This is a genomic window from Streptomyces sp. NPDC028305 (assembly GCF_055569495.1).
Genome location: NZ_JBVHTN010000004.1, coordinates 839283 through 859580, shown reverse-complemented (window position 1 = coordinate 859580; position 20298 = coordinate 839283). Strand labels below are relative to the sequence as shown.

16 protein-coding genes are annotated in these 20298 nt (G+C 70.9%); 4 read left to right on the top strand and 12 right to left on the bottom strand.

The window, feature by feature from the left end:
- The 3 genes from ACZ4WQ_RS20060 to ACZ4WQ_RS20050 all read right to left on the bottom strand — a co-directional run bounded on the left by ACZ4WQ_RS20060 (position 1) and on the right by ACZ4WQ_RS20050 (position 3613).
- Positions 1 to 1167: a hypothetical protein gene (locus ACZ4WQ_RS20060; protein WP_398371574.1), complete on the bottom strand. Its 1167-nt coding sequence runs from the start codon at positions 1165 to 1167 to the stop codon at positions 1 to 3.
- On the bottom strand, positions 1158 to 2492 hold the full coding sequence (locus tag ACZ4WQ_RS20055; RefSeq protein WP_398371572.1) for a hypothetical protein: 1335 nt from the start codon (positions 2490 to 2492) through the stop codon (positions 1158 to 1160). Before ACZ4WQ_RS20055 ends, ACZ4WQ_RS20060 begins: the two co-directional genes overlap by 10 nt.
- Positions 2493 to 2587: 95 nt before the next feature.
- A complete protein-coding gene (locus ACZ4WQ_RS20050) occupies positions 2588 to 3613 on the bottom strand; it encodes a 6-phosphofructokinase (protein ID WP_311727954.1) in 1026 nt (341 codons plus the stop codon).
- 381 nt (positions 3614 to 3994) lie between these two features.
- On the opposite strand from ACZ4WQ_RS20050, the gene pta reads away from it, so the two are divergent.
- From pta to pyk, 3 genes are all read left to right on the top strand, one after another.
- Positions 3995 to 6100: a phosphate acetyltransferase gene (pta, locus tag ACZ4WQ_RS20045; protein WP_385339005.1), complete on the top strand. Its 2106-nt coding sequence runs from the start codon at positions 3995 to 3997 to the stop codon at positions 6098 to 6100.
- Positions 6097 to 7242, top strand: a complete 1146-nt coding sequence (locus tag ACZ4WQ_RS20040) for an acetate kinase (RefSeq protein ID WP_311727952.1) — start codon at positions 6097 to 6099, stop codon at positions 7240 to 7242. Before pta ends, ACZ4WQ_RS20040 begins: the two co-directional genes overlap by 4 nt.
- Before the next feature lie 112 nt (positions 7243 to 7354).
- Positions 7355 to 8782 carry a pyruvate kinase gene (gene pyk / locus ACZ4WQ_RS20035; RefSeq protein ID WP_311727951.1) on the top strand — a complete coding sequence of 476 codons (1428 nt, stop codon included), beginning with the start codon at positions 7355 to 7357 and terminating at the stop codon, positions 8780 to 8782.
- A 142-nt stretch (positions 8783 to 8924) separates the two neighbouring features.
- Here pyk and ACZ4WQ_RS20030 read toward each other — a convergent pair whose 3' ends face one another.
- The 4 genes from ACZ4WQ_RS20030 to ACZ4WQ_RS20015 all read right to left on the bottom strand — a co-directional run bounded on the left by ACZ4WQ_RS20030 (position 8925) and on the right by ACZ4WQ_RS20015 (position 13153).
- On the bottom strand, positions 8925 to 10310 hold the full coding sequence (locus ACZ4WQ_RS20030) for a hydrogenase expression protein HypF (protein ID WP_468022317.1): 1386 nt from the start codon (positions 10308 to 10310) through the stop codon (positions 8925 to 8927).
- Positions 10300 to 10863 (bottom strand): DUF6114 domain-containing protein, encoded by a 564-nt coding sequence (locus ACZ4WQ_RS20025; RefSeq protein ID WP_311727950.1) that lies wholly within the window; start codon positions 10861 to 10863, stop codon positions 10300 to 10302. Before ACZ4WQ_RS20025 ends, ACZ4WQ_RS20030 begins: the two co-directional genes overlap by 11 nt.
- A gap of 143 nt (positions 10864 to 11006) precedes the next feature.
- Positions 11007 to 11630, bottom strand: a complete 624-nt coding sequence (locus ACZ4WQ_RS20020; RefSeq protein WP_385339012.1) for a DUF6230 family protein — start codon at positions 11628 to 11630, stop codon at positions 11007 to 11009.
- Positions 11631 to 12190: 560 nt separating this feature from the next.
- Entirely contained in the window at positions 12191 to 13153 is a 963-nt protein-coding gene (locus tag ACZ4WQ_RS20015) for a tetratricopeptide repeat protein (RefSeq protein ID WP_311727948.1), read from the bottom strand.
- A 128-nt stretch (positions 13154 to 13281) separates the two neighbouring features.
- Between ACZ4WQ_RS20015 and ACZ4WQ_RS20010 the strand changes: the two genes are divergently transcribed.
- Complete coding sequence (locus tag ACZ4WQ_RS20010; protein ID WP_398371565.1) at positions 13282 to 13938, top strand: TetR/AcrR family transcriptional regulator; 657 nt, start codon at positions 13282 to 13284, stop codon at positions 13936 to 13938.
- Here the strand turns inward: ACZ4WQ_RS20010 and ACZ4WQ_RS20005 are convergent.
- From ACZ4WQ_RS20005 to ACZ4WQ_RS19985, 5 genes are all read right to left on the bottom strand, one after another.
- Positions 13914 to 15632: an acyl-CoA mutase large subunit family protein gene (locus ACZ4WQ_RS20005; protein WP_358843192.1), complete on the bottom strand. Its 1719-nt coding sequence runs from the start codon at positions 15630 to 15632 to the stop codon at positions 13914 to 13916. The two genes, ACZ4WQ_RS20010 and ACZ4WQ_RS20005, sit on opposite strands and share 25 nt — an antisense overlap.
- Positions 15633 to 15699: 67 nt before the next feature.
- Positions 15700 to 16752, bottom strand: coding sequence for an acyl-CoA dehydrogenase family protein (locus ACZ4WQ_RS20000; protein ID WP_361184311.1), 1053 nt, complete (start codon positions 16750 to 16752; stop codon positions 15700 to 15702).
- 65 nt (positions 16753 to 16817) lie between these two features.
- Positions 16818 to 17765: a carbohydrate ABC transporter permease gene (locus tag ACZ4WQ_RS19995; protein WP_398371563.1), complete on the bottom strand. Its 948-nt coding sequence runs from the start codon at positions 17763 to 17765 to the stop codon at positions 16818 to 16820.
- Entirely contained in the window at positions 17762 to 18604 is an 843-nt protein-coding gene (locus ACZ4WQ_RS19990) for a carbohydrate ABC transporter permease (protein WP_361184317.1), read from the bottom strand. The genes ACZ4WQ_RS19995 and ACZ4WQ_RS19990 overlap by 4 nt, the downstream gene beginning before the upstream one ends.
- A 3-nt stretch (positions 18605 to 18607) precedes the next feature.
- Positions 18608 to 20071, bottom strand: a complete 1464-nt coding sequence (locus ACZ4WQ_RS19985) for an ABC transporter substrate-binding protein (RefSeq protein WP_385339025.1) — start codon at positions 20069 to 20071, stop codon at positions 18608 to 18610.
- Positions 20072 to 20298: the final 227 nt, after the last annotated feature.

Sequence of the window (20298 nt, the reverse complement as noted above, 5' to 3'; positions counted from 1 at the left end):
TCACCCGCCCGGCGTGTCCGGCGCCCCGCACCCGTGGCTGCGCGCCGAGGCCTCCGCGAAGGCCTTGAGGGCGGCGCGCTCGTAGGACAGGTCCGGCTCCCGGCGGGTGTTGTCCTTGGTGCTGTCCGCGCGGACCAGGAACAGCGCGTCCTCGGCGTTGTCCGGGCAGGAGGCGCTGGCCCAGTAGGCGCTCTGGCCCAGCCGGCCCGAGGGTTCCTCGGAGGGGTTGGGGCCGTCCAGGCCCCGGTCGGCGCTGTACTCGGCGCGGGCCTCCTCGGCGTACGGGCCGTAGTACGCGTCGAGGCGGTAGCGCGGCGAGCCGTCGCGCGCGCCGAGGGCGCAGGACTCGCGCGGTGCGCGGTCGCGGGCGGTCTCCCGGGCCGTGGACACCGCGGAGCGGGAGGCCGTCGGGACGCCCTCGCAGGTGCCGTCGGCGCCGAGCAGCGGCTCGTACTCGTCCTCGTTAACCGGCAGGCCCACCGTGTCGACCGGCTTGCCCAGGCGGGCGCCGCAGCCCCAGTGGTCGTTGGCCGCCTCGGCGGTGGCGGTCGCGGTGCGGACGTAGTCGGGGCGGGCGGCCGGGTCGTCGAGGGTGACGCCGATGAGCTCCGTCTCGACGGTGATCAGCAGGCTGGTGCCGCCCTTGACGCAGTCGAGCAGCACGGCGGTGGTCGCCTTGCCGTCCTCCCTGCCGTCCGGGCGCTCGTTGGCCGTGCCGAAGAGCCCGGACCAGCCGTGGCCGAGGGGGACCGCGAGGGTGCTCCCCCCGGGGACGGAGGTGTACGTCCCGGCGAGGCCATAACGGGTGTGGGGCCGCGGCGCGCCCGCGATGGTCACCTTGACGCGGCCCTTGCCGTCGCCCTTCACCTCACACTGTACGGAGAGGGTGTTGGCCACACCCTCCTCGCTCTTGCGGTCGGCTTCGAGGTCGGCGTCGAAGGTGCCCTTGGTGCGGTTGCTGACGCTGATCTCGCCGTCGCCGAGCACCGCGCGGACCTCGTCCGCGGCCAGCACCCCGTCGCAGGCCGCGTCGAGCGCGCGGTCGTCGCTGCCGGCCGTCCAGACGATCGTGCCCGTCAGCGCGGCCAGCGCCAGCACGGCGGCCCCGAGGCCCCATCGGCGACGGCGGGTCAGCCGCCCGCCGAGTCGCAGTCTGTTCAGTGCCATTCCTCGACCTCCCCCAGCACCTTCGTATCGCGGCACCCCGCCGACTTGGGCCAGCCGTCCTCGGCGCTCAGATAGCGGTCCAGCACCGAGCGTGCGGCGCGGGAGAGCGCGGCGCGGTCCTTGGCGCCCAGGGTCGCCGTATCGCCGTCCTCGATGAGGATCGAGGGCTCCACCGAGACGCGGTGGTAGGTCTCGCGGCCGCCGCACACCGAGCGTGCCCACAGGGCGAGTTGGGGGTCGTCGACGTAGGAGGAGATACGGTCCTCGCCCTTGCCGCCGGCCGTCCCGCCGCCGCCCGTGGGCTTTCCGCGGTCCTGGGACACCCCCCACCCCGGCACATGGCCCTCGCGCTCGTACGAGTTGTACGCGGTCCGGCCGAAGATGCCCGCCCAGCTCGCCGCCTCGACTCCGGTGACCTGCCAGTCCTCCGGCTGCTCCCCGTCGTTCTGCTCGGCCTCCGAGTCCCAGATGCCCTGGCAGGCGTTCACCACGCCGGACTCCTGGAGGTCGCCGAGCGTGGTCCAGGTGCCGGGCATCACCCCGGAGAGCGACCGGGCGTTGATCCAGCCGCACTTGCGCAGGCCGCGGCCGGGCTCCACGATGCGCTCGGCCTGCGAGCCCCCGTCGTGTTCGTGGGTGTCCAGGACCCGGGTCGGGGCCTTGAGCGGGTCGCTGCCGCAGTCCTGAGCCTCGGTGATGGCGTTCGCGACGTGCACGGCGGTGCGGAAGCCGGTGAGTGCGGCGGCCTTTTCGGCCCTGGCCTGCTCCTCGCGCTCGGCGCGGTTGTCGGCGGCCTTGCGCTCGCCGTCGGAGACGCGCGCGGACACATACAGGTCGGTCGTGGGCCGGACCCGGCCGCGCAGGCCGCCCACGCACTCGGCCACCACCCAGGCGCCGCGCCGGTCGTACTGGCCGGTGGTTCCGGGGGCCACGTGGGTGCCCTCGACGTCGCTGCCCTTCCCCAGGAGATCCTTGGTCTCCATGTCCTCGGGGATGTCGGAGACCAGCGCCTCGGCATGGACGGTGACGCTGTAGCCGTCCCCCCAGGACAGCTCGCAGTCCAGCAGCGAGCGGCTCTCCTGGTCGGGTTCGAGCATCGTGCCGTGCTGGCTGAGCTCGCCCGCCTGGCCGTCGCGGACGAGACGTTTCAGGTCCGCGTACGGGAGGGTGCCGTCGCACGCCTTTCTCAACTGGGCACGGTTCGCCGCGAGATGGCCGCCCTCGTCGCTGTCGCGGTTCGCGATGACGAAGACCGCGACCAGTGCCATGACGAGTACCACCAGGGCCGTGTAGCGCAGCCACACGCGAGCCCACAAACGACGCATCCCGCCCCCGCTCCTTCGTCCCCCTTGATCAGTTGATCAGCAGTCCACCTTGATCAAGCCGGGACAGTAGCAGAGCGGCGCGGCGGGAGCCCGGGTCAGTAGACCGACTCCGCCTCGTCCATGCGGTGCACCGGGACCGTCTTGAGCTCGGTGACCGCCTCCGCGATCGGCACCATCTTGATGTCCGTGCCGCGCAGCGCGGTCATCATCCCGAAGTCGCCGCGGTGGGCGGCCTCGACGGCGTGCCAGCCGAAGCGGGTGGCCAGGACCCGGTCGTACGCGGTCGGGGTGCCGCCGCGCTGGACGTGGCCGAGGATGACCGGGCGGGCCTCCTTGCCCAGCCGCCGCTCGAGTTCGGCCGCCAGGCGGTTGCCGATGCCGGTGAACCGCTCGTGGCCGTACTGGTCGATCGCGCCCTTCTTGTACTCCATCGTGCCCTCGGCGGGGTGCGCGCCCTCGGCGACACAGATGACCGCGAACTTCTTGCCGCGGGAGAAGCGCTCCTCGACCATCTTCACCAGCGCGTCGATCTCGAACGGCCGCTCCGGCAGGCAGATGCCGTGCGCGCCGCCCGCCATGCCGGACTCCAGCGCGATCCAGCCCGCGTGGCGCCCCATGACCTCGACGACCATGACCCGCTGGTGCGACTCGGCGGTGGTCTTGAGCCGGTCCATGGCCTCGGTGGCGACGCCGACGGCGGTGTCGAAGCCGAAGGTGCGGTCGGTGGAGGAGATGTCGTTGTCGATGGTCTTGGGCACGCCGACGATGGGCAGCCCGGCGTCGGAGAGCATCCGGGCGGCGGTGAGCGTGCCCTCGCCGCCGATCGGGATCAGCACGTCGATGCCGTAGTCGCGGGCGTGGTCCTTGGAGGTCTCACAGGCCTCGCGCAGCCGGGCCCGCTCCAGGCGGGAGGAGCCGAGGATGGTGCCGCCGCGGGCGAGGATGCCGCTCACGGCGTCCAGGTCGAGCTTGCGGTGGCGGCCGTCGAGGAGCCCCTTGAAGCCGTCCTCGAAGCCGATGACCTCGTCTCCGTGTCCGACCACGGCCCGGTGGACGACCGAGCGGATCACAGCGTTCAGGCCGGGGCAGTCGCCGCCTGCGGTGAGAACTCCGATGCGCATCGTGCTGTGTCTCCTGCTGCGTACGGGTAAGTGTGAGCCAGTCCGATTGTTCCACGGGCCTGGCGGTGCCATGTCCCTGCATACCCGACTCCGCCCCCGGCTCCAACCCCCGCTCCGGCCGGACTCCGGATCGGGCCCCGGAACCTGCCCCGGAGCATGGCCCCGACCAGGCCCCGGACCAGGCCCCTGATCCGGCCCCGGACCGGGCGAGCGTTCTATCGATGGCCGCAGGTATTGTCAAGGGGACAGGGCCGCCAATACGGCCGTTTTCAGGAGTTTCGACCGGAAACAACCGGAAACAACCGGACGCACCCACCGCACCCACCGCACCGGACGCACCGGACGCACCGGACGCAGTCGACAAGGATCGGAGAGCAGGGCGTGACGCGCAGCGTGTACGTGACCGGGATCGAACGCGGCGACGGCCGCCAGGTCGTCGAGCTGGGGGTCATGGAGCTCCTGACCCGCCATGTCGACCGGGTCGGCGTCTTCCGCCCCCTGGTGCACGACAACCCCGACCGCCTCTTCGACCTCCTGCGGGCCCGCTACCGGCTGGGCCAGTCCCCCGAGTCCGTCTTCGGGATCACCTACGAGGAGGCGTCCGCCCTCCAGGCCGAGCGGGGCACCGACGAGCTGGTGGCGCACCTGGTCGGCCGTTTCCACGAGGTGGCCCGGGACTACGAGTACGTCCTCGTCCTGGGCAGCGACTACGCCGCGACCAGCCTCCCCGACGAGCTGGGGCTGAACGCGCGGCTGGCCAACGAGTTCGGCGCCTCGGTGATCACCGTCGTGGGCGGCCAGGACCAGAGCGCCGAGTCCGTGGGCGCCGAGGCGCACAACGCCTACCGCGCCTACGACGCGCAGGGCTGCGATGTCGTCGCCGTCGTGGTGAACCGGGTGGCCCCCGGCGACCGGGAGGCCGTGGCCGAGCGGCTGAGCGGCCGCCTCCCCGTCCCCTGCTACGCGCTGCCGGAGGACGCCTCGCTCTCCGCGCCCACCGTCTCCCAGGTGGTGCGCACCCTGGACGCCGAGCTGCTGCTCGGCGACCACGCGGGGCTGTCCCGGGACGTGCGGGACTTCGTCTTCGGCGGCGCCATGCTGCCCAGCTTCCTGCCCGCGCTGACCGAGGGCTGCCTGGTGGTGACCCCCGGCGACCGCGCCGACCTGATCATCGGGGCGCTCGCGGCGCACAGCGCGGGGGCCCCGCCCATCGCCGGGGTGCTGCTCACCCTGGACGAGCGGCCGGGCCCGGACATCCTGGCGCTGGCCTCCCGGCTGGCCCCGGGCACCCCGGTGGCGGCCGTGGCCGGCGGCAGCTTCCCGACCGCGGCCGAGTTGTTCGCGCTGGAGGGCAAGCTCACCGCGGGCTCGCCGCGCAAGGCCGAGATCGCGATCGGCCTGTTCGAGCGGCATGTGGACACCTCGGAGCTGACCAACCGGATCTCGGTCGCCCGCTCCGGCCGGGTCACCCCGATGATGTTCGAGCACGAGCTGATCGAGCGGTCCCGCGCGGGCCGCCGCCGGGTCGTCCTCCCCGAGGGCACCGAGGAGCGGGTGCTGCGCGCCGCCGATGTGCTGCTGCGCCGCGATGTGTGCGACCTCACGCTGCTGGGCGCGGAGGACGTGGTGCGCAAGCGCGCCGCCGAGCTGGGCATCCAGCTCGCGGACGCGCAGATCATCGACCCGCAGACCTCGCCGCTGCGCGACCGCTTCGCCGAGCTGTACGCGAAGCTGCGCGCCCACAAGGGCGTCTCCTACGAGCTGGCCTACGACGTGGTCGCCGACGTCTCGTACTTCGGCACGCTGATGGTGCAGGAGGGCCTGGCCGACGGCATGGTCTCCGGCGCCGTGCACTCCACCGCGGCCACCATCCGGCCCGCCTTCGAGATCATCAAGACCGCGCCGGGCGCCCAGATCGTCTCCTCGGTCTTCTTCATGTGCCTGGCGGACCGGGTGCTGGTGTACGGCGACTGCGCGGTCAACCCGGACCCGGACGCCGAGCAGCTCGCGGACATCGCCATCCAGTCGGCCACCACGGCCGCCCAGTTCGGCGTGGAGCCGCGGATCGCGATGCTCTCGTACTCGACCGGCACCTCCGGGTCCGGCGTGGACGTCGACAAGGTGCGCAAGGCGACCGAGCTGGTCCGCGAGCGCCGCCCGGACCTGCTGGTCGAGGGCCCGATCCAGTACGACGCCGCGGTGGACGCGGCCGTCGCGGCGACCAAGCTGCCGGACTCCGAGGTGGCGGGCAAGGCCACGGTCCTGGTCTTCCCGGACCTGAACACCGGCAACAACACCTACAAGGCGGTGCAGCGCTCGGCGGGCGCGGTCGCGGTCGGCCCCGTGCTCCAGGGGCTGCGCAAGCCGGTGAACGACCTCTCCCGCGGGGCGCTGGTCCAGGACATCGTCAACACCGTCTCGATCACCGCCGTCCAGGCCCAGACGCCCACCCCCGCCTCCCCCGCACAGAAAGCACCCACCGCGTGAACGGCTCCCGAGTCCTCGTTCTCAACTCCGGCTCCTCGTCGGTCAAGTACCAGCTGCTGGACATGGCCGACGGCAGCCGGCTCGCCTCCGGCATCGTGGAGCGGATCGGGGAGGGCCCCGTCGCCGACCACTCGGCCGCCCTCAAGCAGGTCGCCGAGGAGCTGGCCGGGCAGGGCCTCGGCCTGGACTCGCCCGCGCTGGCGGCGGTCGGCCACCGGGTGGTGCACGGCGGCACCCGGTTCACCGAGCCGACCCTGATCACCGACGAGGTGGTCGAGGAGATCGAGAAGCTGGTGCCGCTGGCCCCGCTGCACAACCCGGCGAACGTCACCGGGATCAAGGTGGCCCGCGCGCTGCGCCCGGACCTGCCGCAGGTGGCGGTCTTCGACACCGCGTTTCACTCCACGATGCCGGAGGAGGCGGCGCGCTACGCCATCGACCGGGCGACCGCCGACCGGTACGGGGTGCGGCGCTACGGCTTCCACGGCACCTCGCACGCGTTCGTCTCCCGGGCCACCGCCGCGCTGCTGGGCCGGGACGTCTCCGACGTCAACACGATCGTGCTGCACCTGGGCAACGGCGCCAGCGCCTCCGCCGTGCGCGGCGGGGTGTGCGTGGACACCTCGATGGGGCTCACCCCGCTGGAGGGCCTGGTCATGGGGACCCGCTCCGGGGACCTGGACCCGGCGGCGATCTTCCACCTGGCCCGGGTCGGCGGGCTGTCGGTCGACGAGATCGACACCCTGCTGAACAAGCGCAGCGGGCTGCTGGGGCTGTGCGGGGACAACGACATGCGCGAGATCGGCCGCCGGATGGGCGAGGGGGACCCGGAGGCGCAGCTGGCCTTCGACGTCTACATCCACCGGCTGCGCAAGTATGTGGGCGCGTACACCGCCGTGCTGGGGCGGGTGGACGCGATCGCCTTCACCGCGGGCGTCGGGGAGAACTCCGCGGCGGTGCGGGAGGCGGCGATGCGCGGCCTGCCCGCGTTCGGCATCGAGGTGGACGCGGTCCGCAACGCGGTGCGCGGCTCCTCGGCGCGGCTGATCTCCACGGAGGCCAGCCGGGTCGCGGTGGCCGTGGTGCCGACCGACGAGGAGCTGGAGATAGCGAGCCAGGCGTACGAACTGGTCACTGCCTAGCCTCCTGGTCACCGTCCGGCCTCCGGCTCTTCCGCCGTGCTTGCCCAGGCATTGCACCGGCGTACATAAGCTTAAAAATTCCGCTCCGAAACAAACCGATAGGATCTGCCTCATGCGCCGTTCCAAAATCGTCTGCACTCTGGGCCCCGCCGTCGACTCCTACGACCAGCTGAAGTCGCTGATCGAGGCCGGGATGAACGTGGCCCGATTCAACATGAGCCATGGGAGCCACACGGAGCACGAGGAGCGGTATCACCGCGTCCGCAAGGCCTCCGAGGAGACCGGGCGCGCGGTCGGCGTGCTCGCCGACCTCCAGGGCCCCAAGATCCGGCTGGAGACCTTCGCCGACGGCCCGGTGGAGCTGGTGCGCGGTGACGAGTTCACCATCACCACCGAGGACGTGCCGGGCGACCGCACGATCTGCGGCACCACGTACAAGGGGCTGCCGGGCGATGTCTCCAAGGGCGACCAGGTCCTGATCAACGACGGCAACGTCGAGCTGCGGGTCACCGCGGTCGAGGGCACCCGGGTCAAGACGATCGTCATCGAGGGCGGGGTGATCTCCGACCACAAGGGGATCAACCTGCCGGGCACGGCGGTCAATGTGCCCGCGCTGTCCGAGAAGGACATCGTGGACCTGAAGTTCGCGCTGGCGATGGGGTGCGACATGGTCGCGCTGTCCTTCGTCCGGGACGCCGCCGACGTCCGCGATGTGCACCGCGTCATGGACGAGGTGGGGCACCGGGTGCCGGTGATCGCCAAGGTCGAGAAGCCGCAGGCGGTCGCCAACATGGAGGAGGTCGTCGCGGCCTTCGACGGCGTCATGGTGGCCCGCGGTGACCTGGCCGTCGAGTATCCGCTCGAGAAGGTCCCGATGGTGCAGAAGCGCCTGATCGAGCTGTGCCGCCGGAACGCCAAGCCGGTGATCGTCGCGACCCAGATGATGGAGTCGATGATCACCAACTCGCGTCCGACCCGCGCCGAGGCGTCCGACGTCGCCAACGCGATCCTCGACGGCGCCGACGCGGTCATGCTGTCCGCGGAGTCCTCCGTCGGCGCGTACCCGCTGGAGACGGTCAAGACGATGTCCCGCATCGTCCAGGCCGCCGAGCAGGAGCTGCTCTCGCGCGGCCTCCAGCCGCTGGTCCCCGGCAAGAAGCCGCGTACGCAGGGCGGCTCGGTCGCCCGTGCGGCCTGCGAGATCGCCGACTTCCTGGACGCCGAGTCGCTGGTGGCCTTCACCCAGTCCGGCGACACCGCCCGCCGGCTGTCCCGCTACCGGGCCCAGCAGCCGATCCTGGCCTTCACCACCGACGTGGCCACCCGCAACCAGCTGACGCTCAGCTGGGGCGTGGAGTCGTTCGTGGTGCCGTATGTGGAGCACACCGACGCGATGGTGGACCTCGTGGACGCCGAGCTGTCGAAGCTGGGCCGCTACAACGAAGGCGCTACCATGATCATCACGGCCGGTTCGCCCCCCGGCGTCTCCGGCACCACCAACATGGTCCGGGTGCACCACCTGGGCGGCGAGGGCAAGTAACGCGCCCGGCTGACGAGCGACCGGCCGCTCGAACAGGCGGCTGACGCGCCGGTGGGCACCGCCCCGACTGGGGTGGTGCCCACCGGCGTTCGCCCTCCCGGAGGAGGGCTGTGCGGCTCCCGAACGGGTCTGTGTCCCGGGGTTAATCCCCCGTCTTGTAGAGGTGCATGCCGGGGATGGTCAGGTCGCCGCCGAACTGGCCGGCCTGCGTGACCGTCACATCGGTGAAGAACACCTCGGGGAGGTTGATCGGCGGCGGGCTCTTCGGGCTGAAGGTGATCGGGATGATCCCCAGCAGATTGCCCGACAGCTCCTCGGTGTACATGGTGATCGGGCCGTTGTTGAAGGTCGAGGTGGAGCCCTCGCGCGCGGCCACGTGGTTGGTCGTCCCGCCGGTCCCGACCGTCAGCTGGTGCAGATCCTTGATCTCAATGCCGGAGGCCGTGAACTTGAGGACCTTCTTGACCTGCCCGCTGTACGTCTTGACCTCGACGATGCCCTTGTAGTCCAGGCCGTGCAGGGTCAGCAGGGTGCTCTTGAGGGTCCAGGGGTCCTCGGGCACCAGGGCGGCGGTCGGCTCGGTCTCGGCGTTGTCGTACGCCTCGGCGTCGAACGTCGGGCAGGGGAACGGCTCCTTGCCGCTCTTGTCCCCGTCCTCGGCCTTGGGGGAGGACGAGGAGCTGGGGCCGGGCGACGGAGTGGAGCCGTCGGCCTTGTCCTCGGCGTCCTTGGCGTCCTCGGTCTTGTCCTTGGCGTCCTGGGCTTTGTCCTTGGCCTTTTCCTCGGCCTTGGACTCGTCCTTGTCGGCGGTGTCCTTCGCTTTGTCGGCCGCGTCTTCGGTGGGGTCGGCGGTCTTGCCCGACGAGCCGGTCGAGGAGTCCGACGGGGTCGGCGTGGTGCTCGGCTCGGCCGTCTCGTCCTTGTCGTCACCGCCCCCGGTGAAGATGTCCTTGAGCGCGTCCCCGAGGCCCAGCGGGTCGAGCGGGTTCTTGGTCTTGGTCGCGGACGGGCTCGGTGAGGCGGAGGGCGTCTCCGGCGTCGCGTCGTCCGTCGCGTCGTCCGTCTTGTCGCCCGTCTTGGTGCCGGACGTGGCCGACGGGGTCGGCGTGGCGCCGGGCTCGGAGCCTTTGTCGTCCGAGCTCTTGCCCTCAGAAGTCTTGTCCTCGGAACCCTCGGAGCCCTTGGAGTCCTTGGAGTCCTTGTCCTTGGAGTCCTTGGACGTCTCGCCGGCCTCGTCGGTGCTCTTCTGGTCCTTGGCGTCGTCCTTGTCGGCCTCGTCCGACTGGGAGACGCACGGCCCGGGCTTGTAGCGGTCCTCGGCCCGGGAGGTCGCCTGGGCGAGCTGCGGGGTCAGCCCCATGCCCATCAGCACGGCCGTCGGCATGGCGGCGAGCGCTATCGCCTTGCCGGCGGGCATGTGCAGGCGGGTGAGCATCGACTTCTTGGGGGCCGCGTGCCGCGGCCCCGTTCTCGCCTTGCGTGGACTGGTGACGCTCGCACCCTCCGACTCGTCTTGTTCACCCCGCACGGTGCCTCCCATCCCTGGATTCCTGGTCCCGCGCGGCCCCCGCGACGGCCGGCTCCGGCTCGCCGCCGCCCGCGCCGTCTCCAGCGTCCGCGTCGTCCACGCCGTCCGAACTGTCCGTGGGTGCGGGCCCCGTGTCCTTCGCCGGCTGCTCGGTGGGCGTCTCACCCGGCGCCCAGGCGACGCTCATCCCGCCGCCGAACAGGGTGAGCAGGAAGCCCACCAGGAGTCCCCCGAAGTTGGCCACGGGGATCGAGACCAGGCCGAGCAGGATGGTGGCGACTCCCGCGAAGACCCGCACGATGGGCTGGAACCACATGGTCAGGCCCAGCACGACCAGCAGGACGCCGATGATCAGCGCGCCGGACCCCGTGGTGGTCGACATCCGGACGGTCATCTGACCCAAGGTGATGTTGGCATACGGCAGGTACCCGATCGGCAGCCCGGCCAATATGGTGAAGAGCCCTGCCCAGAACGGGCGTTGCCAGCGCCAATGCCTGAAAGCCAGGCGCAGACGGCTGATACGGTCACGCGCCCCCGGCGACTCGGCACTCAATGAAAACAGCTCCCTGGGGCCGGCGATCTGGACGATCGCAAGTGTTCTGATGCGGTACTGACAGTCGCGGTGCCGGTGCCCCGACGCCGCTGAGCGATCCCGGGTGAGGGGCGGCTGACACGGCCCCCCACCCGCTCAACGGGTCAGAAGCACTCCTTGCCCTTGCCACTGCCCTTGTAGATCTTCATAGAAAGGTCGGGGAGCTTGAACGTGCCCGCGTTGGTCGCCCATGCGGTCTGCTCGACATCGGTCAGCAACGCCGTGTCGGCTTCCTGACCGAAGGAACCGGGGTCCTTCTTGTTCGAGTCGTTCGTCGGCCCCTTGGACGTGTCGCCGGCCGCCACGCCGATGTTGATGTTGCCGAAGACGGCGTCGGCCTTGAGCTGGTCGAGGTCGATGAAGAGGTTCTTCGCGACCACCTTCCTGCCGTTGCCGCCGGCCTCCAGCCTCAGCGTGACATCGCCGAAGAGCGGGACCGGGACCACCACCGACTGGCACAGGCTTTCGATCTTGGCGCTCTTGAACGCCGACACGGCGACGGGAATCTTCTTGCCCCCGTGCTGGGTGTCAAGCGTGCCGTACTGGACAAAGCCCCTGCCGTCGAGCTCTTTCACCTTCACCTTGAACTGCTGGCCGGACACGCTGAACGAGGCCGCGAGCGCACCCTGCGCGACGGCTACACCGATCGCCGCCGTGGCAGCGACGCTCGGCACCATGACAACGGCGAACCGCTTCCATCTGGTCCCGCCACGAGCCTGGGACTCCATGACTTTCCTCCTTCTCGGACGTACATCTCCGGCTGGGGCCGCGGCCCGAGCCTGGGATGGGAGAAGTGCTACGTCCTCGGGAAGGAGAGCGCCCACGTCTCGCAGGCGCGTACCGCACCCGAAACACCGGCGATCACCCCCGAGCGACAACCACTGGCCACGCCTTTCGCGCAACCTCCTGGACAGGCTCTGCCGGTAGGCAGAGACCCCCCTGTCCACGGCCGACGCCACTGCCGTCGGCCTGCTCGGTGGGGACCCATCACACCGACCGCGCCGACCGGATGCCGGACTGAGGGGATGGACCGAGCTTGGCCGATCGTGGTCCATTTACGGGCGGGTGCACAAGGGGTTCGTTACCAGCGAGTAACGGGCGGATAACCGTACTGCGGCAGGCCGGTAGAGACCGGGCACTCAGGGTCGCCGTCACATGACCGGAAAGAGGGGGCAATTCATGCCATGACCGGACAACGAACTGCCGTTTACTTACTGCCAGTTACAGCGACCGCGATTACCAAGTTTTGGTAAAGCGCGGTCGCTTCTCTGTTTGAGGTGGCAAGAGATCAGAACAGTACGCGAGCCAGCGCACCGCGCGCCGCGACCACTCTGGGATCATCCGCGCCGATCACCTCGAAGAGCTCCAGCAAGTGGACCCGTACCGCCTCCCGGTCCTCGCCGACCGTCCGCCGGACCGCGTCGACCAACCGCCCGAAGGCGTCCTCCACATGACCCCCCACCAGGTCGAGATCCGCGGCCGCGATCTGCGCCGCCGGATCCGCCGGATTGTCGGCCGCCGCCTTGCGCACCACCTGGGCGTCCGCGCCCTGCACCCGGCTCAGCAACTCGGCCTGAGCCAGGCCCAGCTTGGCCTCGGTGTTGCCCGGGTCGTCGGCCAGCACATTGCGGTACGCCTGCACCGCACCGCCGAGATCGCCCGCGTCCAGCGCCTCGTGTGCCGCCGCGAGCGCGCTGTCGTACGGGGTGGCGGGCTGCTGCGCGACCGGCTCATCGCCCTCGGCGTCCGCGTCCTGCACCGGGGCGCCCACGATGCCGAACTGCTGCTCCGCCGCCAGGATCAACTGGTCCAGCACCTGCCGGATCTGGGCCTCGGGCGCGGCGCCCTGGAAGAGGGGCACCGGCTGGCCGGCGACGACCGCGAACACGGCGGGGATGCCCTGCACCCCGAACTGCTGGAAGAGCATCTGGTTGGCGTCGACGTCGATCTTCGCCAGGACGAACCGGCCCGCGTACTCCCCCGCCAGCCGCTCGAGGACCGGACCGAGCTGCTTGCACGGCTCGCACCACTCGGCCCAGAAGTCGATGACGACCGGTACTTCGGTGGAGCGCTGGAGGACCTCCTGCTGGAATCCCGCCTCGTCGACGTCGAAGATCAGACGGGTGGGCACCGCGGTGCCCGTGCGGGCCGCCTCGGCCCGCGCCTTCTCCGCCTTCTGCTTCGCTTCTCCGGCCGCCTTCACCGCGGCGAGGTCGACCACTCCACTCATGGACATGTTCCGTGGCTGCATGGTCCTATCCTCCCCTCTTCCCGCGGTGAATGGAAAAGCGCACACCCTTACGCTACGAGCCGTAGCGTAACTGGAAGCGCCCTCGGAGATCCAGGGGCCAAAGCGGGCGTACGGGTAGGGTCACGGGCATGAGCCCGCCAACGCGGCGCACCGGCCGCCCCCGCAGTGCCGAGGCCGACCGCGCGATCCTCGGCGCGACGCGGGCCGCCCTGGTCGAGCTCGGCTGGCCGAAGCTGACGATGGGCGATGTCGCGGCCCGGGCGGGTGTGGCCAAGACCACCCTCTACCGCCGCTGGGCGAACAAGAGCGAGCTGGTGGTGGACGCGGTGGCGGCCCTCCTCGACGAGGAGATGGAACTGCCCGACCTGGGGTCGCTGCGCGCCGATGTGGAGGAGACGGTGCTCCGGTTCGCCGCGCTGCTGGACCGGCCGGAGGCCAGGACCTCGCTGATGGCCGTGGTCGCCGAGGCCACCCACGACGAGGCGCTGCGGCAGCGGATCCGCTCCGTGATCGTCGACCGGCAGAAGCGGCTGGTGCTGCTGGGCCGGGAGCGGGCCCAGGCCCGCGGCGAGTTGCCGCGCGAGGCCGACACCGCCGCGGCGGCCCGCAGCGCGGACCTGATATTCGACGTGATCGCCGGCGCGGTGGTGCACCGGACGCTGGTGAGCGCCGATGTCGTGGACGAGCTCTGGGCGCGCGACTTCGCCGAGCTGCTGCTCCGCGGCTTCCCGGCCATCGTCCAGAGGCCGGCCGACCCCGCTCAGAAGCCGGCCGGCTCCGTGTAGCCGCCCCACTCCTCGCGCAGCGCGCCGCAGATCTCGCCGAGGGTCGCCTCCGCCCGGACGGCCTCCATCATGGGCCCGATCATGTTCGAGCCGTCACGGGCGGCGGCCAGCATGTCCTTCAGGGCGGCGGACACCCGGGCGTCGTCGCGGATCTCCTTGCGGGCGGCGAGCACCTGCACCTGCTCGCGCTCGACCTCGTGGCCGACCCGCAGGATCTCCAGGTCGCCGGTGACCGAGCCCTCGTGGCAGTTGACGCCGACGATCTTCTTGTCGCCCTTCTCCAGCGCCCGCTGGTACTGGAAGGCCGACTCGGCGATCTCGCCGGTGAACCAGCCGTCCTCGATGCCGCGCAGGATGCCGGAGGTGATGGGCCCGATGGGGTGCTGCCCGTCGGCCCCCTCACCCTGTGAGCTCAGTGCCCGGCGGCCGCGCTCCCTGATCCGCTCGAAGATCTTCTCGGCGTCGGCCTCGATGCGGTCGGTCAGCGCCTCGACGTACCAGGAACCGCCCAGCGGGTCGGCGACGTTGAGGATGCCGGTCTCCTCCATCAGCACCTGCTGGGTGCGCAGGGCGATCTCGGCGGCCTGCTCGCTGGGCAGCGCGAGCGTCTCGTCCAGGGCGTTGGTGTGCAGCGAGTTGGTGCCGCCGAGCACCGCGGACAGCGCCTCCACGGCGGTGCGCACCACGTTGTTGTACGGCTGCTGCGCGGTGAGCGAGACCCCGGCGGTCTGGGTGTGGAACCGTAGCCACTGCGCCTTCTCGGTCTTCGCCCCGTACACATCCCGCATCCAGCGGGCCCAGATCCGGCGGGCCGCGCGGAACTTGGCGATCTCCTCGAAGAACTCGATGTGGGCGTCGAAGAAGAAGGACAGGCCGGGCGCGAAGGTGTCGATGTCGAGCCCGCGGGAGAGCCCCAGCTCAACGTAGCCGAAGCCGTCGGCGAGGGTGTACGCGAGCTCCTGGGCGGCCGTGGACCCGGCCTCGCGGATGTGGTAGCCGGAGACGGACAGCGGCTTGTACGCGGGGATGGAGCGCACGCAGTGCTCCATCAGGTCGCCGATCAGGCGCAGATGCGGCTCGGGCTGGAAGAGCCACTCCTTCTGTGCGATGTACTCCTTGAAGATGTCCGTCTGGAGGGTGCCGTTCAGCACGGAGGGGTCCACGCCCTGGCGCTCGGCGGCGACCAGGTACATGCAGAAGACGGGGACGGCGGGGCCGCTGATCGTCATCGAGGTGGTGACGTCGCCGAGCGGGATGTCCTTGAAGAGGAGCTCCATGTCGGCGGCGGAGTCGACGGCGACGCCGCAGTGGCCGACCTCGCCCAGCGAGCGCGGGTCGTCGGAGTCGCGCCCCATCAGCGTGGGCATGTCGAAGGCCACCGAGAGCCCGCCGCCGCCCGCCTTGAGGATCATCTTGTAGCGCTCGTTGGTCTGCTCGGCGTTTCCGAAGCCCGCGAACTGGCGGATGGTCCAGGCGCGGCCGCGGTAGCCGGTGGCGTACAGCCCGCGGGTGTAGGGGAACTCGCCGGGCCAGCCGATGCGCTCGAAGCCCGCCACGGTGTCGCCGGGGGCGGGTCCGTAGACCGGGTCCACGGGGTCTCCGGACAAGCTCGTGAAGTCTGCCTCGCGCTTGCGGGCGGCGTCGTACCGGGCCTGCCAGCGCCGGCGGCCCTCCTCAATGCCTTCGGCGTCCATGGCTACAAATTTACTAGGATGTCCAACTATCTGTCGACGCGACACGGGCCCCACCGGCCCATTCGGGTCAGTCGCGCAGTGCCCGCAGGTGGGCGCTCCGTACGTCGGCGGTCTGGCCCTGGACGACCAGGAACAGGCCCTCCCGGGCCAGTCGCTGCGCCGGGCTGCCCAGGCCGAAGGCGCGGCCGCCGCCCGCGACGATCGCCGCGGTGGTCGCCGCGCGCAGAACGTCGTAGGCCCGCGTCTTCACCGCCAGCCGGTCCGCCGGCCGCTCGCCCGGCTCCACCTCGTCGACCAGCGCGTACGCCTCCCGCCTGACCTCGTTCAGCCGCTCGCCCAGCACCCGCGCCGTCTCCGCGGCCTCCGCGTCCCCGGCGGCCTCCAGCAGGGAGAGTGCGGCGCGGGCCACGCCGAAGACGGCCGGGTTGGGGTTGGTGTTCTTCGGCCGGTCCGCGACCGCCCACTCCTCGTACGGGCGGCTCCAGACGACCGCCTCCTCGGGCACCACCAAACCGTCCAGCTCCAGGCCGACCGTCCGGGTGCCGGTCAGCGCCGCCAGCCGGAGGGGCGGCGTGGGGCGCAGCCCGGGCTGCTCACGGGCGTCCGCGAAGGCGAACAGGACCTCGCCGTCCTCCGTGACCCCGCCGAGCAGCAGCACATCGTTCAGGCCCCAGCCGGTGTACCAGGGCACCCGCCCGTCGAAGCGCCGTCCGCCCGCGACCCGGCCGACCCGCACCGGGGTGCGGGGGAAGGCCCGCAGGTGGGAGAAGGCGATGCCGGACAGCAGCGTGCCGTCGCACAGCGGCCGCAGCAGCCGCTCGCGGGCCGGGGAGGCGGACGACGCGAGCATCCTGACCGGGCTGTGGTGCTGCGCCTGGACGAAATACGTGGAGCAGCAGGCCCCGGCGAGGGTCTCGGCGATCTCCCGGGCGACCGGATCCGGCGCCTGCGCCCCGCCGTACGCCGCGGGGCCGCTCACCCCGAGCACTCCGGACGCCTTGACCGCGGCGATCGCGGCCGGGGTGACCCCCTCGCGGTCGGCGGACTCGGCGCCCGGGGCGAGCACCTCGTCGGCGAGGCGCCGGGCCGCCTCGATCAGGGTCGGGGCGGGGGCGGTCATGGCCGCTCCTTTCATTGACTCGTCCATTGTTGTCACCGGGGCTTCCCTGTTCGGGGCTTCCCGGGTCAGCCCGTGGCGCGCTCGGTGCGCCGGTAGGCGCGCAGGTAGAGCCAGGCGCCGACGACGAGGAGGATCGCCACGGACACCGCGAGGGCGGAGGCGAGGCCGAGCTCCTGGTCACTGAAGGCGATCTTCCTGATGGCCAGCGGCACGGTGGTGGAGCTGTCCAGCGGTCCGCCCTGGGCCAGCAGATACGGCAGGTCGAAGTCGTACGCCGTCCAGATCGTGCGCATCAGCATGGCGACGATCAGCGCCGGGGCGATCCACGGCAGCGTCACATGGCGGAAGGAGGCCATCCGCCCGGCCCCGTCGAGCGAGGCCGCCTCGTACAGCTCGCGCGGCACGGTCTGGAGCCGGGCGAGCACGACGATGACGATGAACGGCACGTACTTCCAGCAGTTCACCGCGATCAGGGCGAGCATGACGGTGTCGGGGTCGCCGAAGGGGTTCACCGGCTGGTCGCTCGCGCCGGAGGCCCTGAGCAGATAGCCGACCAGGCCGGTGGTGTCGTTGAACATGAAGCGGAACACGATCGCGGCGACGACGGCCGGGACCACGTAGGGGAAGAGCACCAGGCCGCGGGCGAGCGTCTGCCCGCGCAGCCCGGCGTTGAGGACGAGCGCGACGGCCACGCCCACGCCCGCCTGGATCACGACGTTCCCTGCCACCCACAGCACGCTGCGCCCGAAGGCCGCGCGGGTGGCCGGGTCCTCCCACAGACGGCGGTAGTTGCCGAGGCCCAGGAACTCGCGCTGCCGGGTGAGGAAGTCGATCTGGAAGAAGCTGTCGACGACGGAGGCGAGGAACGGATAGACGGCGAAGCACAGCAGCAGGGCGAGCGCGGGCAGCAGCATCAGGGTGCCCAGCTGCCGGTCGCTCAGCCCGCGCCGGGTCCGCTCGCTCCGGGTCCGCCCGCGCGCGCCCGCGGCCACGCCGGTCTTGCGCACGCTCATTTGACCGCCCCCTGGCCCACGCCGCCCACCAGGAACTTCTGCACGAACGCGAACAGCACCACGACCGGCAGCACGACGATCACGGCCGCGGCCATGAGCACGCCCCACGAGTAGACCCCGGTCTGGTCCATGAGCAGCGCGAGCCCGGGGCTCAGGGTGAGGTTCTCCGGGTCGGTCATCAGGGTCGCCGAGAAGAGGTACTCGCTCCAGGCCGCGTTGAAGGTGAAGACGGCGGTGGCGATGATGCCGGGCAGCGCCTGGGGGACCACCACCCGGAGGAAGGCGCCGAAGCGGGTGCAGCCGTCGACCATGGCCGCCTCCTCCAGCTCGACGGTGAGCCCGTGGAAGTACGAGCGCAGCGTCCACAGCGCGAAGGGCAGCAGCGTGGCGGTGTAGAGGACGACGAGCGCCGTCCTGTCGTTGGCCAGCCCGAGCCGGTTCACCAGCTGCGCCATCGGGACCAGGACCAGGATGGGCGGCACCATGTAGGCGAACAGCGACAGCTCCCCCACCCATCGCAGACCGGGGAGGGTGAAGCGGCTGAGCGAGTACGCGGCGAGGGTGCCGAGGACCACCGTGGCGGCCGTCGCGGCGAGCGAGACGACCGCGCTGTTGGCGAGGTAGGTGCCGAAGTCCGAGATGGCGAAGAGGTTGGTGAAGTTCTGAAACGTCAGCTCGTGCGGATAGAGGGTGGGCGGGTAGGCGACGATCTCTGTGTCGGGCTTGACGGCGGTGAACACGATCCACACCAGCGGCAGATCCGCGACCACCACGATCACGGCGAGACAGACGTACTGGAAGACCCGGAAGGGGCTCGGGCCGAGGCGCGCGGCGGTCACGGCTCAGACGCTCGGCTTCCAGTCCGGATGGGCGGACTTCCACTCCTCGGCGGCCTTCTCCAGCTTGGCCACCGCGTCCTGCCACGCCTTCTCGGGGTCGGTCCCCCGGATCAGGATGTCCTGGATCATCGCGCCGTCGGCGGGCGGCGGGGCCCACGCCTTGCCGGCCCAGGGGCACGGGTTGGACAGCCGGCCGTCGTAGGTGTGGTCGTGCACCGAGCCCATGCTGAGGTCGGGGCTCATGGCGTCCGGGACCAGGTCCATGATCGTGGCGACCCAGTCGCCGTGCTTCTTGAGGTACGCGTCCTCGGACTTCGGTATCTCGGCGCGCAGCCGGGCGGTCACCGACTTCAGCGGCGGCAGCAGATGGCCGGGGACGGTGAGGGAGAAGGCGAGCGCGTTGGCGCCGGTGGTGAGCGCCTTGAGGAAGGCGATGGCCTCGGCGCGGTGCTTGGTCCTGGCGTAGACGCTGTACTGGTTCTTGCCGCCGTAGGCGAGCTTGCCGGTGCGGAACGGCCCGGCCGGGACGGCGATCACGCCGGTGTTCTCGGCGATCTTCGGATTCTGCTTGGCGAGGTTGACCCCGAGGCGGCCGGCCATGGTGGCGAACGCGGCGCGGCCGGAGATGTAGGTGTTCATCAGGTCGGGGTAGTTGGTGTTGTACGCGCCCTTGCGGGCGTGCCGCATGATCGCCACATGGCGTTTGACGCCCTCCAGGACCTCGGGCCTGCCGAACAGCACCTCGCCGTCGGCGCCGTAGTAGTCCCAGCCGGACTGGTAGACGTACGGGGCGAGGAACTGGGTCGTCATGCCGGGGGTGTTGCTCGCGCCGGAGGAGATCCCGTCGACGCCGTCCTTGCCGTCGAGCTCGGTGACGGCGTCGAGGAAGTCCTGGTAGGTCCTGGGCGGCCGGAGCCCGGCCGCGTCCAGCAGGTCCTTGCGGTAGTAGAGCACCGAGGCGCCCGCCTGGAAGGGCATGGCGTAGTCCTGGCCCTTGACCCGGATGCGGGTGCCCGCCAGGAAGTCGTCCTCCCCGATGTCCTTGACCAGGTCGGTCAGCGGCAGCAGATAGCGCTTCTCCGCCCAGTCCAGGATGTTGGCGGCGGGGGGCGCGAAGACGCCGATGTCGTTGCCCGTCTGCATCGCCGTCTGGAGGTACTGGAGCTGGTTCTCGTCCTGATAGAGGGTGATCTTGACCTTGACGCCGGGGTGGGCCTTCTCGAACTTCTCGATCACCATCTTGTAGAAGGCGAGCGACTGGGGATCGTTCTCGGTCGTGTAGAAGGGGACGGTCTTCTTCCCGGAGCCGGAGTCCGCTCCGCAGGCGGTCAGCAGGGCGGCGGCGGACATGCCCGAGGCCAGGGAGAGAAACGACCGGCGGCCGATGCGGCCGCGGCGCAGCTGATCACTCAGCTCGTCGAGGCGGCGCACTTCTTCGCGTATGCGGGAGCGCGAGGTGGAGGGCATGACAAGTCCTCATCAGAACGGGGAAACGAGACGGCAAGGCCGCGCACGAGGGCGCGTACGCCAAGGAAAGTCAGACGCCAAGGAAGGACAGGCGCCGAAGAAAGACAGACGTCAGAGCAGGCCCGACGCCTGGAGAACGCTGGAGAGAGCCGACGCTCCGGGAACGGCCGTCAGCAGAAACAGCTGGAACAGCTGGTGCTGGAGCTGCGCCGCAGATCGAGGTAGAG

Excerpts from the sequence above, each read along its gene's own strand:
- ACZ4WQ_RS20060 (WP_398371574.1), bottom strand. The coding sequence starts at position 1,167 with ATGGCACTGAACAGACTGCGACTCGGCGGGCGGCTGACCCGCCGTCGC.
- ACZ4WQ_RS20055 (WP_398371572.1), bottom strand. The coding sequence starts at position 2,492 with ATGCGTCGTTTGTGGGCTCGCGTGTGGCTGCGCTACACGGCCCTGGTG.
- ACZ4WQ_RS20050 (WP_311727954.1), bottom strand. The coding sequence starts at position 3,613 with ATGCGCATCGGAGTTCTCACCGCAGGCGGCGACTGCCCCGGCCTGAAC.
- pyk (WP_311727951.1), top strand. The coding sequence starts at position 7,355 with ATGCGCCGTTCCAAAATCGTCTGCACTCTGGGCCCCGCCGTCGACTCC.
- ACZ4WQ_RS20020 (WP_385339012.1), bottom strand. The coding sequence starts at position 11,630 with ATGGAGTCCCAGGCTCGTGGCGGGACCAGATGGAAGCGGTTCGCCGTT.
- ACZ4WQ_RS20015 (WP_311727948.1), bottom strand. The coding sequence starts at position 13,153 with ATGCAGCCACGGAACATGTCCATGAGTGGAGTGGTCGACCTCGCCGCG.
- ACZ4WQ_RS20010 (WP_398371565.1), top strand. The coding sequence starts at position 13,282 with ATGAGCCCGCCAACGCGGCGCACCGGCCGCCCCCGCAGTGCCGAGGCC.
- ACZ4WQ_RS20005 (WP_358843192.1), bottom strand. The coding sequence starts at position 15,632 with ATGGACGCCGAAGGCATTGAGGAGGGCCGCCGGCGCTGGCAGGCCCGG.
- ACZ4WQ_RS20000 (WP_361184311.1), bottom strand. The coding sequence starts at position 16,752 with ATGACCGCCCCCGCCCCGACCCTGATCGAGGCGGCCCGGCGCCTCGCC.
- ACZ4WQ_RS19995 (WP_398371563.1), bottom strand. The coding sequence starts at position 17,765 with ATGAGCGTGCGCAAGACCGGCGTGGCCGCGGGCGCGCGCGGGCGGACC.
- ACZ4WQ_RS19985 (WP_385339025.1), bottom strand. The coding sequence starts at position 20,071 with ATGCCCTCCACCTCGCGCTCCCGCATACGCGAAGAAGTGCGCCGCCTC.